The following is a 13,507-nucleotide window of genomic DNA, read 5'->3' as shown; positions in this document are numbered from 1 at the left end:
AACAGCCCCGTCGCAAGACGTGGGCGACCACCCTGCCGCCAGGCGCGGGTGCCCACCTCGGAAGGACCCCGCGTGACCCTCTTCGCCCCCGCGCCCCGTCGTCGCTCGCGTGCCCGGACCGTCGGGTGGGCGTTCCTGATCGGCGCGGTCGTCCTGGGCCTGTTGGCGAGCCTGCTGCCCAGCCCGTACCTCATCGAGGTCCCCGGGCCGGTCTACAACACCATCGGCACGCAGAAGCAGGGGACGGGCAAGGGCGCGAAGGACGTCAAGCTCATCCAGGTGTCCGGCCACGAGACGTACCCGACGGCCGGTGCCCTCGACATGCTCACGGTCGGGATCCAGGGCGACGCCACGAACCGTCCGTCCTGGACCAGCGTGATCCGCGCGATCTTCACCAGGTCGCAGGCGGTCATCCCGGTCGAGGCGATCTACCCGAGCGGCACCACGACGGAGCAGGTGAACGAGCGGGACTCCGCCGACATGCAGGCATCGCAGCAGTCGGCCGTCGCCGCCGCGCTCATCCAACAGGGGAACGACCTGCCGACGGAACTCGAGGTCAGCGCCGTGCAGGAGGGCTCGGCGGCCGACGGCGCGATCGAGAAGGGCGACGTCATCACGGCGTTCGACGGCAAGTCGCTCACGACCAACGCCGATGCAGTGAGCCTGCGCGAAGCCGTCGCGCAGCACGGCACCTCGCGCCCCGCGACCGTCACCGTCGAACGGGACGGCACGACCAAGGACGTCCGTGTGACACCGCGCAGCGAGCAGGGCACGGCGCTGCTCGGGGTCGGGGTCACCGAGCGCTACGAGTTCCCCTTCAAGGTGTCGATCCGACTGCAGGACGTCGGCGGTCCGTCGGCCGGCATGATGTTCGCGCTCGGGATCATCGACGAGATCACGCCGGGCGAGCTCAACGGCGGCAAGCACGTCGCCGGCACCGGCACGATCACGGCAGACGGCGAGGTCGGCCCCATCGGCGGGATCCGGCAGAAGCTCTACGGGGCCGCGGACGCGGGTGCCACGGTGTTCCTCGCCCCCGCGGACAACTGCGACGAGGTCGTCGGGCACGTGCCGGACGGACTCGACGTCTACAGCGTCTCCACGCTCGACCAGGCCGTCACCGACCTGCAGACGATCGCCGACGGCACGAGTACCGCGAAGCTCGCCCGCTGCGGTTCCTGACCCGGTCCTGAGCCCCCGTACAGCTTCACGTCCGGTCCGGTCCCATAGGATCAGTGTCACTGACGGCCCGCCGCGAGCCGGGCCCGCCGGTCCGACACGTCTGGAGCACATCAAGTGACGACAACCTCGTCCACCTCGGGGCGGCGTTCGCCGCGGGTCCCGATCGTGGTCACGATCATCGTGCTGGCCGCACTGGTGATCGCCTTCTTCATCTTCGCCAGCCTGTACACCGACTACGCGTGGTTCGCGCAGCTCGGGTTCCAGCAGGTCCTCACGACCCGGTGGATCGCCGGGACCCTGATGTTCCTGGCGGGCTTCCTCGGCATGGCGGTCCCGGTCTTCGTGAGCATCGCGCTCGCGTTCCGGTTCCGGCCGGTCTACGCGAAGCTCAACTCGCAGCTCGACCGCTACCAGCAGGTCATCGAGCCCCTGCGGCGCGCCGTGATGATCGGCATCCCCGTGGTCCTCGGCATCTTCGCCGGGCTCTCGACGGCGGGGCGCTGGAGCATGGTCCTCGAGTACTTCAACCGCACGCCGTTCGGCAAGACCGACCCGCAGTTCGGACTGGACATCGGGTTCTACGTGTTCGAGCTGCCGTTCTGGCGCTCGATCGTGGCCTACTCGTCGGCCGTCGTCCTCATCGCCGGTCTCGCCGCACTCGCGGCGAGCTACCTCTACGGCGCGCTCCGCTTCGGTGGTCGTGAGGTCCGGATCTCCCGCGCCGCGCGCATCCAGCTCGCGGTCACGGCGGCGCTCTACATCGCGCTGCAGGCTGTCAGCCTCTGGCTCGACCAGTACGCGGCCCTGACGAAGTCGAACTCGCTCATCACCGGTGCCCAGTACACCGACGTCAACGCGGTGATCCCGGGCCGCGAGATCATGGCCGGCATCGCGGCGATCGTCGCGTTGCTCTTCATCGTCACGGCGGTCATCGGCCGCTGGCGCATCTCGATCGTCGGCACGGGCCTGCTGCTCGTCGCCGCGATCGTCGTCGGCGGCATCTACCCGTGGGTCGTCCAGCGACTGCAGGTGAAGCCCTCGGAGCGCACCTTCGAGTCCGCCTACATCGAGCGGAACATCAAGGCCACGCGTGACGCCTACGGTGTCGCCGGCGTCGAGGAGCAGAACTACGACGCCACGACCGAGACGAGCTCGGGTGCGCTCGCGAAGGACGCGCAGACCACGGCCAACATCCGTCTCATCGACCCGAAGATCGTCTCCGACACGTTCAGCCAGCTGCAGCAGTACCGGCAGTACTACCAGTTCCCGAAGGAGCTGGACGTCGACCGCTACGACGTCAAGGGCGAGACCGAGGACACCGTGATCGCGGTCCGCGACATCGACCTCGCCGGGCTCAGCTCGGCCGCGAACACGCAGTACAACCGGGCGTTCGTCTACACCCACGGCTACGGCGTCACCGCGGCCTACGGCAACCAGCGCGCGAGCGACGGCAAGCCGGTGTTCCTCGAGTCCGGGATCCCGTCGAACGGTGCCCTGGGCGACTTCCAGCAGCGCGTGTACTTCGGTGAGACCTCGCCGCCCTACTCGATCGTGGGTGCCCCGAAGGGCACGAAGGACGTCGAGCTCGACTACCCGTCCGGCTCCGACGACGACAACGGTGGCAACGCGACCACCACGTACGCCGGCGACGGCGGTCCGAGCCTCGGCAACTTCTTCAACCGGCTCGTCTACGCCGCGAAGTTCCAGTCGGAGCAGATCCTGCTCTCGAACGCGGTGAACAAGGACTCGCAGATCCTCTACGACCGCGACCCGATCACCCGCGTGCAGAAGGCCGCGCCGTACCTGACCGTCGACAGCGACGCGTACCCGGCGATCGTCGACCACCGCATCCAGTGGGTGGTGGACGGCTACACCACGAGCGACGCGTACCCGTACTCGCAGAGCCAGAGCCTGTCGGACAGCATCGCCGGCGCCGAGTCCTCGACGTACCGTACCGACCAGGTGAACTACATCCGGAACTCGGTGAAGGCCACGGTCGATGCGTACACGGGCAAGGTGACGCTGTACACGTGGGACACGAAGGACCCGGTCCTGAAGACGTGGCAGAAGATCTTCCCGACGTCGATGAAGCCGGTTTCGAGCATGAGCGCCGAGCTCCTCGACCACGTGCGGTACCCCACCGACCTGTTCAAGGTGCAGCGCTCGATCCTCGGCACGTACCACGTGACCAACGCCAACTCGTTCTACTCGGGTGACGACGCGTGGAACACCCCGCAGGAACCGACGAGCACGGCGACGTCGGACAGCGACGCCGACACCGCGGCGACGTCGACGAACGCGCTCGGTGCGCAGACGACGACGACGGCCAACAGGGCGAACCTGCAGGACCCCTACTACCTGACGATGAAGGTGCCGGGCCAGGGGACCGCGTACTCGCTGTACACGACCTACATCCCGCAGCAGTCGGCCGGGGCGAACAACCGCAACGTGCTGACCGGCTACCTTGCGGTGAACTCCGACGCGGGTGGTGCCGGCAAGGGCGAGAAGGCGTCGGGCTACGGCAAACTCACGCTGTTGACGATGCCGAAGACCGACAACATCCCGGGCCCCGGACAGGTGCAGAGCCTCTTCAACGGTGACTCGACCGTGTCGCAGGAGCTGAACATCCTGAAGCGGGGCAACTCGACCGTGAAGCAGGGCAACCTGCTCACGCTCCCGGTCGGCGGCGGGTTCCTCTACGTGCAGCCCGTCTACGTCCAGTCGACCTCGAGTGGTTCGTACCCGCTGCTGCAGAAGGTCCTCGTGGCCTTCGGGGACAAGATCGCGTTCGAGGACACCCTCGACGAGGCCCTGAACTCGCTGTTCGGCGGCGACTCCGGTGCAGCGGCCGGCGATTCCGGCGCGAGCGGCGACGGCAGCGGCGACAGCGACAGCGGTTCCGGTTCCGCTCCCGACAGCGGGTCTGGCTCGGACACGGGTTCCGACTCCGACACGGGCTCCGGCTCGACCGGCTCGACGGGTTCCGGCTCGGCCGACAACGACGCCCTGCAGGCGGCCCTGGCCGACGCCAAGGCAGCCCTGCAGGACCGCCAGGAGGCCTACGCCGACAACGACCTGGTCGCTGCGGCGGAAGCCGACCAGCGCCTCCAGGACGCGATCGAGGCCGCCACGGCAGCCGAGAACGGCAACTGACACACCGTGGTGGGGCACTCGATTTGTGTCCCGCCACGGCCCCGTGTAGGCTTCTAAACGTGCCGCGGGGTGGAGCAGTTCGGTAGCTCGCTGGGCTCATAACCCAGAGGTCGTAGGTTCAAATCCTGCCCCCGCAACCAAGCGTCACATGAAGGCCCCGGTCCATCAGGACCGGGGCCTTCTTCGTGTCCCCGGTCGCAGGACGTCCGGTCGCAGGACGTCCGGTCGCAGGACGTCCGGTCGCAGGACGGCCGGTCGCAGGACGACCGTCCGCAGGACGACCGAACGCAGGCCCGCCCGCCGCGGACCCCCGGGTACGCTCACCGCATGGCCACCCTCACGATCGCGGCGGCGCAGTTCGCCCCCGTGGACGACCCCGTCGCCAACCTCGACACCGTGCGCACCGCCGCCGTCGACGCGGCGGCCCGGGGCGCGGACCTCCTCGTCACGCCGGAGTACACCTCGTACTTCACCGCCGACATCGACGATCGGTTCGTCGCCGCGGCGCAGCCCCTGGACGGTCCGTTCGTCTCGGGCCTCCGCGACGTCGCCCGCGTGTCCGGCATCGCCCTGGTCGTCGGGGTCGCCGAGTCGGCGGACACGCCGGAGCGCTTCCGGAACACCCTGGTCGCAGTGCTCCCGTCGGGCGACGTGGCGGCGACGTACCGGAAGGTCCACCTCTACGACGCCTTCGGCTCGCGGGAGTCGGACCGCATCGAGTCCGGCGACCCGGAGCAGCTGCCGGTCTTCGAGCTCGGCGGAGTCCGCATCGGGCTCGAGACCTGCTACGACCTGCGCTTCCCCGAGGTCACCCGGCGCCTCGCCGCTCCTGAGACCGGCGCGGCCGACGTCGTCGTCCTCCCCGCGGAGTGGGTGCGCGGGCCCGGCAAGGAGCACCACTGGCGCACGCTCCTCACCGCCCGCGCGATCGAGAACACCGTCTGGGTCGTCGGGGTCGGCCAGACGCCGCCCGTCGGGATCGGCGGCTCGGTCGTCCTCGACCCGTCCGGCGTCGCGGTCGCCTCGGCGGGTGCCTCGCCGGGCACGCTCACAGCCACGATCGACACCACCGTCACGGACGCCGTCCGTCGGGTGAACCCGTCGTTGTCGTTGCGGCGGTACGACGTCGCACTGCGCACCCCGCCTGGAGGCCCGGGGCAGCGCTGACGCGTCCGTCGCGTCCCCGATGCGGTCGCGTCTCAGGCGCGGGGACGCGCTCCGAGGGTCGCCAGGCGCGCGGCGGCGTCCTCCAGGACACTCCGGCGCTTGCAGAACGCGAAGCGCACCAGGGACCGGTAGCCGGCGACACGGTCCGGTCGGACGAACGCCGAGACGGGCACGCCGGCAACTCCGGCCAGCGCCGGGAGTTCGAGGCAGAACGCGCGGGCGTCGTCGTACCCGAGCGGCGCGGCGTCGGCGAGCACGAAGTACCCGCCGTCGGGTCGCATCACGTCGAAGCCCGCTGCCGTCAGTCCGTTCGCGAGCAGCTCGTGCTTCGCGCGCAGGTCGGCGGCGATGCCGGTGAACACCGCGTCGGGCAGGCGGAGTCCCACGGCGACGGCCGGTTGGAAGGGCGCGCCGTTCACGAACGTCAGGTACTGCTTGACCGTCGTGATCGCGTCGACGAGCGCCGGGGGAGCGGTGAGCCAGCCGACCTTCCACCCGGTAGTGTTGAAGGTCTTGCCGGCGCTCGACACCGACACCGTCCGCTCCGCGGCACCCGGCAGGGTCGCGATGGGCGTGTGCGGGACGTCGAACGTCAGGTGCTCGTAGACCTCGTCCGTGATGATCACCGCGTCGCGCTCGGTGGCCAGGTCGACGATCGCCTGCAGGACCTCGGTGGGCAGGACCCGGCCCGTCGGGTTGTGCGGGGTGTTCACGAGCACGGCGCGGGTTCGGTCGGTGAAGGCGGCACGGAGCGTTCGCTCGTCGGGCAGGAAGTCGGGCGCGGTGAGCGGGACCGTGACGTGCACGCCGCCGGCCAGCCGGATGAGCGCCCCGTAGGCGTCGTAGAACGGCTCGAAGGTGATCACCTCGTCGCCGGGTTCGACCAGCGCGAGGATCGTCGCGGCCAACCCCTCGGTGGCGCCGGCGGTGACGAGGACCTCGCGGTCGGGGTCGACGTCGAGCCCGTACCACCGTTGCTGGTGCTCGGCGATCGCCGCCCGCAGGTCGGGGGTGCCGCGGCCCGGCGGGTACTGGTTCACGCCGTCGCGGATCGCCTGCACGGCGGCCTCGAGCACCTCGGCCGGCCCGTCCTCGTCGGGGAACCCCTGCCCCAGGTTGACCGCGCCGGTGCTGGCGGCGAGGGCGCTCATCTCGGCGAACACCGTCGGTGCGGGGACCCCGTCGGCTCCGAGCAGCATCGCTCCGTCGGCGGCTCGCAGCCACGGTCCTGCCTGGCGCATGTGGTTCCCTCCCGTGCGGGCGACGAGGTGTCGCGCTGAACGGACCCCAACCTAGCTGTCCGTCCCGCGGCGGGCCGGGTCGCCGTGTACAGCGCACGCATAAGATCGCCAGGGGTGGCTCGCAGCCTCGCCAGAAGGACCGCTCAGGTGCTTGCGACAGACTGCACGAGCTTGAAAGGAGCACGTCCAGCATGACCGACACCACGCCCGACGGGCAGGGCGACGACCGCCGTCCGGACGATGCGGCTCCGCCTGCCGCCAGTGAGGACGCCGCAGCAGCGGCCACGAGAGGGAACACGTCGATGCCGAACGACTCCGACCAGCCGGACGAGACCCCTCGCCCGAACCAGAACGACGAGACGACCCCGGACCACACGGATGTGATCCCGTCGTCGACGGACCACCCGACCGACCGCTACACCGCGCCGTACCCCGCCGTCTCCGGCGAGTCCTCGGGCGTGCAGCAGGGCGGCTACGGCCAGCAGACGTCGCCGTACGGCCAGCAGGCGCCGCAGGCGCAGAACCCGTCCGGCCAGCAGTCCCAGCAGAGCCACAACCCGTACGGCCAGCAGTCCCAGCCGAGCCAGAACCCGTACGGCCAGCAGTCCCAGCCGAGCCAGAACCCGTACGGCCAGCAGTCGCAGTACGGCCAGCAGGCGCCGCAGGCCCAGAACCCGTACGGCCAGCAGTCCCAGAACCCGTACGGCCAGCAGTCCCAGTACGGCCAGCCGGGCGCCGAACGCCCCCGCTACGGCGAGTACGCCCAGCCGACGTCCTCGTCCGCTCCGAGCTCGTCCTCCGAGTACGCGAACGCATCCGCGCAGGCCCCGCAGTCCGCCACGAGCGCCTTCGGCGACGTCGACGGCGCGAACCAGCGCAACGGGCACTACTTCAGCGACGACGCCTCGGGTGCCGCGGCGACCACGACGACCAAGGAGCGCTCGGGCCGCAACAGGCTGCTCCTGCCGATCATCGCCGGTCTCGTCGTGGCCGGGCTCGTGGGTGGCGGTGCTGGATGGCTCGCATCGTCGGCGGCGAACGACGGTGGCAGCGTGGTGTCCTCAGGTTCGTCGCAGGGCGGCAACCTGACCGTCAACGACTACGACTCCGCCACCGTCGTCACCGCGGTCGCGGCACAGGCGACCCCGTCCGTCGTCACCATCAACGTGTCGGCGAGCAACGAGGCCGGCACCGGTTCCGGTGTCGTGATGAGCAAGGACGGCTACATCGTCACGAACACCCACGTGGTCACCCTCGACGGCGACAGCTCGAACGGCCGGATCACGGTGACGACCTCGAACGGCAAGATCTACGCGGGCAAGCTCATCGGCACCGACCCGACGGTCGACCTCGCGGTCATCAAGATCGATGCGACCGACCTCAAGCCGATGGAGTTCGCGGACTCGTCCAAGCTCAACGTCGGGGACACCGCGGTAGCGATCGGTGCGCCGCTGGGCCTGTCGAACACCGTCACCGACGGCATCGTCTCGACCCTGAACCGCAGCATCCAGGTCACCTCGAGCGCCCCCAGCGAGGGTGGCGACTCGAACGAGGGCGGCAACGGCGGCTCGGGTCCCTTCGACTTCTGGGGCAACGGGGACAACGGCAGCAGCTCGTCCGCGAACACCACCGTGTCGCTCCCGGTCATCCAGACCGACGCATCGATCAACCCCGGCAACTCCGGCGGTGCGCTGCTCGACTCCGACGGCAAGCTCATCGGCATCAACGTGGCGATCGCGTCCGCCGGCAGCTCCTCGTCGTCCGAGTCGGCCGCCGGCAGCATCGGCGTCGGCTTCTCGATCCCGTCGAACCTGGTGAAGCGGGTCGCGAACGAGATCAAGGAGAAGGGGTCGGCCACGCACGGGCTGCTCGGCGCGACCGTCGGCGATGCCTCCGAGGACGCCAACGCCACCCAGATGGGCGCGCTCATCAAGTCGGTCTCGTCCGGCGGAGCCGCGGCGAAGGCCGGTCTGCAGAAGGGTGACGTCGTCACGAAGATCGGTTCGGCGACGGTCTCCGACGCCACCGACCTCACCGCGCAGGTGCGCTACTTCGCGGGCGGCGCGTCCACGACGATCAGCTACCTGCGCGACGGCCAGACCCGTCAGGCCGACGTGAAGCTCGGAACGTACGACAGCAAGGGCTGACGCCACCACAGGACGGACAGGAGGCCCGGGGCACGACGTGCGCCGGGCCTCCAGTCCGTCCCGGGGGCGCGTCCCGCGCCGTCGCAGGTGGGCGGTTCGGCCTCTTGATAGGCTCATGGTCGCTCTGCGGGGCGGCACCGCCCCGGTGCGTCCCGTGCCGCCAGCCAGCACCCCGAGGTACGCATGCAGTCAGACGGACAGCCCCTGCCGGGCGTCTCGTACGTGATGCCCGTGCTGAACGAGGTCACCGAGGTCCGGGCCGCCGTCGGCAGTCTGCTCGACCAGGACTACACGGGCCCGTTCGAGGTCATCCTCGCGCTCGGGCCGTCGATCGACGGCACGAACGAACTCGTCGCCGAGATGAGCGCTGCCGACCCCCGGATCCGCGCGATCGACAACCCCGTCGGCTCGACGCCCGCCGGGCTGAACGTCGCGATCCGTGCGTCCGTGCACCCCGTCGTCATCCGCGTCGACGCGCACTCGGTCCTGCCCACCGACTACACGCGCATCGCGGTGCGCACGCTCCTGGAATCCGGGGCGGACAACGTCGGCGGCATCATGCGCGCCGAGGGCCGGACCCCCTTCGAGCGTGCCGTTGCCCTGGCCTACGGCAGCCGTGTCGGCCTCGGCGGCACGCCGCACCACGTGGGCGGCACCGCCGGCCCGGCCGAGACCGCCTACCTCGGCGTGTTCCGACGCGAGCGGCTGTTCGACGTCGGACTCTTCGACGAGGGCATCAAGCGCGGCCAGGACTGGGAACTCAACCGGCGGCTGCGCCAGACCGGTGGGACCGTCTGGTTCACGCCGGAACTCGTCGTCACCTACCGCCCGCGACCGAGCCTGAAGCGCCTGGTGCGGCAGTTCGTCGCCACCGGGCTCTGGCGCGGTGAGCTCGCGCGTCGGTTCCCGGCGAACAACGGCCTGCGCTACTTCGTGCCGCCAGCGATGGTCGCGGCGATGGCGCTGGGCATCGTCGCCGGACTCGTCGGCATCGTCGGCGCCGCGCTCGGCACCCCGCTCGCCTGGGCGCTGCTCGGGTTCGTGGTGCCCGTCGTCTACCTGCTCTTCGTCGTCCTGGGGTCGATCGCAGTGGCGCGCCGCTCCGGGCTGCCGACGCTCCTCTGGCTGCTCGTCGTGCTGCCCTGCATCCACGTGGGCTGGGGGCTCGGGTTCATCATCGGGTTCCTGACCCGCACGTCCGAGCTGACCACCCACACGGGACGGTGACCGAATGACCGACCACCCCACGACCGGCCGCGGATCCGCACGGCCGACCTCGATCGCCGAACTCCGGGCCGTCGCCCAGCCGGACGAGGTCCGTGCGCGCGCCAACGCCGAGCACTGGACGGCCTCGCTGTACCTGCGCGACGTCTCGCCGTACCTGACGTGGGTGCTCCTGAAGACCCGCGTCAGCGCGAACCAGGTCACCGGCCTGATGATCCTGGTCGGCTGGAGCGTCGCCGCCGCCCTGCTCATCCCCGGCATCTGGGGCGCCGCGCTGGCGCTGGTCCTCGGCCAGCTGCAGATGCTCGTCGACTGCTCCGACGGCGAGGTCGCCCGGTGGCGCGGCACCAAGTCGCCCGCCGGGGTGTTCCTGGACAAGGTGGGGCACTACACGACCGAGGGGCTGATCCCGGTCGCGCTCGGCGTCCGCGCAGCCACCTGGCCGATCCACGGCGCCGACTGGATGTGGACCACGATCGGGTGCGCGCTCGGCCTGGTCATCGTGCTGAACAAGGCCCTGAACGACATGGTGCACGTGGCCCGCGCGAACGCCGGGCTCGACAAGCTGGTCGACCGGCGGGATGCCTCCACCGCCCCGTCCGGTCGGAAGCTCGCCTCGCTCCGCCGCGTGGCACGGTTCCTGCCGTTCCACCGCCTGTACCACTCGGTCGAGCTGAGCATGCTCGCGTTCGTCTTCGCCCTGCTCGCCCTGGTGATCGGCGACCCGCTCGCCAGCCGGATCCTGGTCGGTGCGCTGTTGCCGCTCGCCGTGCTCGCGACGATCGGGCACTTCCTGGCGATCATCGCCTCGAAGCGAGTCAAGGCGTGACCGACGACACGACCGTGCCCGGAACCCTGCGCCGTCACGCGGTGGTGCACCACGGACGACCACGCGTCGCCGTGGTGAGCCTGTCGCAGGGCACCCGGCCGGACGACCTGCGCCGCGGTCTGGACAGCGTGCTCGCCCAGCAGGACGTCGAGCTCGACGTCGCCTGCGTCGGCAACGGCTGGGAACCCACGGGCCTGCCGGACGGCGTGCGAGCCCTGGCCCTGCCCGAGAACATCGGGATCCCGGCCGGTCGGAACGCCGGGGCCGAGGTCGTCGACGGCGACTACGTGTTCTTCCTCGACGATGATGCGTCGGTGCCGTCGCCGACGTTCCTGCGCGACGCGATCGCGATGTTCGAGCACGATCCGTCGCTCGGCCTCGTGCAGCCCCGGGTCGTCGACCCCACGGGTGCCGCGAACCCCCGCCGATGGGTGCCGCGGATCCGGAAGGGCGAGCCGGACCACTCGTCGCCGGTCTTCTCGGTCTGGGAAGGCGCCGTCGTGCTGCCGATGGACGTCTACCGGGCCGTCGGCGGCTGGGGGGCCGAGTACTTCTACGCCCACGAGGGCATCGAGCTCGCCTGGCGCGTGTGGGACGCCGGCCGTCGGACCTGGTACGCCGGCGACCTCGTCGCGCACCACCCCGCGATCGACCCGGCGCGGCACACCGAGTACTACCGGTTGAACGCCCGGAACCGGGTGTGGCTGGCTCGGCGCAACCTGCCCCCGGTGCTGCGCCCGGTGTACGTGGGGTCGTGGGCCGCGATCCAGATCGCGCGTTGGTGGCGTCACCCCCGCCGACTGGCCACCTGGTTCGGTGGGATCCGTGAAGGATGGACGACCGACTGCGGTCCGGTCCGCCCGATGGGCTGGCTCACAGTCGCACGGATGACCATCGCAGGGCGGCCGCCGGTCGTCTGACCCGCACGCCTCGTCCCACCAGAGCAGACCCGGAGAAGGACCATGTCGATCATCAGCGACCTGCGAACCGCGCTGCGGCTCGTCGACCGACTCCTGACGTCCCGCCGGAGCCGACGGCAGCTCGCACAGCGACTGCCGTCCGCGCCGAAGCCGGCGCCCGGTTCGGTCGAGATCGCCGTGTACTTCGCCGACGGTCCGGTCAACATGTACCAGGTGCGCCAGTGGTACGCGCCGCTGGCCGAACTCGCGAAGACGCACCCGGTGGCGATCATCTCGCGGAGCCCGGGCACCATGCTGACCCTGCTCGACGAGTCGCCCGTGCCCGCGGTCTACGCCCGGCAGGTGGTCGACCTCGAACACTTCGTCGACACACAGGCGCCGAAGGTGGTGCTGTACGTCAACCAGAACGCCCGCAACTTCCAGATGATGCGGTACGGGCGGATGTGGCACGTCTTCGTCAACCACGGCGAGAGCGACAAGATGTACATGACGACGAACCAGTTCAAGGCGTACGACTACGCCCTGATCGCGGGGGACGCCGCACGTGACCGTCTGGCCGAGGCGCTGTGGGACTACGACCTGGACGTCCGGACCATCGCGATCGGACGCCCGCAGGCCGACCACTTCGCCGGAGCGGCCCCGTACCCCGACGACGACCGGACCGTCGTGCTCTACGCCCCGACGTGGGAGGGCGACCGCGGTGCCGCGGCGTACGGGTCGATCGCGTCGCACGGCACGGTCATCGCCGAGCAGGTGCTCGCATCGCCCCGCCACCGTCTGGTGTACCGCCCTCACCCGCGCAGCGGTGTGCTCGACCCCGCCTACCGCGCGGCGCACGAGCGGATCGTCGCGGCGATCAGCACGGCCAACGCCGCCGACCCGGCCGCGCACCACCTGTACGACGACGGCGGTGACCTCGGCTGGCAGCTGGCGGACGCGGACGTGGCGATCACCGACATCAGCGCGATGATCTACGACCGGCTGGCGGTGGGCAAGCCGCTCATCGTCACGCGGCCGGTGTCGCCCGAGGCCGACGTCGACGAGCGGGGCTACCTGAGCGCCGCGAACTGGCTGACCGCGGCCGACGCCCCGTCGGTGCTGGCCCGTGTCGACGCGGCCGCGAGCGACGCCGAGGAGCTCGCGCGCCTGCAGCACTGGGTCGCCCGGTACTTCGGCGACACGACGCCGGGCGCCGCCACGGAGCGGTTCCACGCGGCCGTGGAGTGGCTGCTGGAGCGGTGGCGGACCGTCGCCGCCGAACGCGACGGGCGCTGACGGTCGATCGTCACCCCGGGTGCTCCGTGCCGGAGGCCGGTGCGGCGTCACGGCTGCATCCCCGGCCCGACGAGTGACATCCGCCAGAGGTACTCGGACCGGTCGGGTCGACGCCACCGGACGATGACGACCCCCGTGTCCTCGGGGTCGGCGCCGAAGACCGCCAGGGACAACGATCGACCCGGGTCGAGGCGGCGCACCGCGAGCGGCGGGCAGTAGCCGTTGCCCAGGTGGGTGAGGGAGAGCCCGTCGACCGGCTCGGGGCCGGTGTTGACGAGGTCGTACCGACGCGGTGCGTGCGATCGGTCGACGGCGAACGGGACGGCGTACGCGGTTGGTGGGTGGTGCATCTGTCTCTTATACACATCT

General features: G+C 70.6%; 10 protein-coding genes and 1 tRNA gene. 9 read left to right on the top strand and 2 right to left on the bottom strand.

Annotated features, from left to right (window positions below; all coding sequences use genetic code 11):
• Positions 1-72 precede the first annotated feature (72 nt).
• The 4 genes from DEJ30_RS08720 (at position 73) to DEJ30_RS08705 (ending at position 5,502) form a co-directional block, all read left to right on the top strand.
• Entirely contained in the window at positions 73-1,182 is a 1,110-nt protein-coding gene (locus DEJ30_RS08720; protein ID WP_110860513.1) for a PDZ domain-containing protein, read from the top strand.
• 165 nt (positions 1,183-1,347) lie between these two features.
• Positions 1,348-4,335, top strand: a complete 2,988-nt coding sequence (locus DEJ30_RS08715) for a UPF0182 family protein (protein WP_181420063.1) — start codon at positions 1,348-1,350, stop codon at positions 4,333-4,335.
• A gap of 63 nt (positions 4,336-4,398) precedes the next feature.
• A tRNA-Met gene (locus tag DEJ30_RS08710) sits at positions 4,399-4,475 on the top strand.
• Between the two features lie 187 nt (positions 4,476-4,662).
• Entirely contained in the window at positions 4,663-5,502 is an 840-nt protein-coding gene (locus tag DEJ30_RS08705; protein ID WP_110860511.1) for a carbon-nitrogen hydrolase family protein, read from the top strand.
• A gap of 32 nt (positions 5,503-5,534) precedes the next feature.
• Here DEJ30_RS08705 and DEJ30_RS08700 read toward each other — a convergent pair whose 3' ends face one another.
• Positions 5,535-6,743: an aminotransferase class I/II-fold pyridoxal phosphate-dependent enzyme gene (locus tag DEJ30_RS08700; RefSeq protein ID WP_110860509.1), complete on the bottom strand. Its 1,209-nt coding sequence runs from the start codon at positions 6,741-6,743 to the stop codon at positions 5,535-5,537.
• A gap of 191 nt (positions 6,744-6,934) precedes the next feature.
• Between DEJ30_RS08700 and DEJ30_RS18515 the strand changes: the two genes are divergently transcribed.
• From DEJ30_RS18515 to DEJ30_RS08675, 5 genes are all read left to right on the top strand, one after another.
• Entirely contained in the window at positions 6,935-8,890 is a 1,956-nt protein-coding gene (locus tag DEJ30_RS18515) for a S1C family serine protease (RefSeq protein ID WP_258369880.1), read from the top strand.
• A gap of 183 nt (positions 8,891-9,073) precedes the next feature.
• A complete protein-coding gene (locus DEJ30_RS08690) occupies positions 9,074-10,117 on the top strand; it encodes a glycosyltransferase family 2 protein (protein WP_110860507.1) in 1,044 nt (347 codons plus the stop codon).
• Between the two features lie 4 nt (positions 10,118-10,121).
• Positions 10,122-10,943 carry a CDP-alcohol phosphatidyltransferase family protein gene (locus DEJ30_RS08685; RefSeq protein WP_110860505.1) on the top strand — a complete coding sequence of 274 codons (822 nt, stop codon included), beginning with the start codon at positions 10,122-10,124 and terminating at the stop codon, positions 10,941-10,943.
• Positions 10,944-10,987: 44 nt separating this feature from the next.
• Positions 10,988-11,863, top strand: coding sequence for a glycosyltransferase family 2 protein (locus DEJ30_RS08680; protein ID WP_110860780.1), 876 nt, complete (start codon positions 10,988-10,990; stop codon positions 11,861-11,863).
• Between the two features lie 42 nt (positions 11,864-11,905).
• Positions 11,906-13,138 carry a CDP-glycerol glycerophosphotransferase family protein gene (locus tag DEJ30_RS08675; protein ID WP_110860503.1) on the top strand — a complete coding sequence of 411 codons (1,233 nt, stop codon included), beginning with the start codon at positions 11,906-11,908 and terminating at the stop codon, positions 13,136-13,138.
• Between the two features lie 47 nt (positions 13,139-13,185).
• On the opposite strand, the gene DEJ30_RS08670 is transcribed toward DEJ30_RS08675, so the two are convergent.
• A partial coding sequence (locus tag DEJ30_RS08670) for a hypothetical protein (RefSeq protein ID WP_220032944.1) occupies positions 13,186-13,507 on the bottom strand: 322 nt, incomplete at its 5' end.

The organism is Curtobacterium sp. MCPF17_003, from assembly GCF_003224385.1.
Classification (GTDB): Bacteria; Actinomycetota; Actinomycetes; order Actinomycetales; family Microbacteriaceae; genus Curtobacterium; species Curtobacterium flaccumfaciens.
The sequence above is the reverse complement of the archived record's forward strand: the minus strand, read 5'-3'. Positions and strand labels throughout refer to the sequence as shown.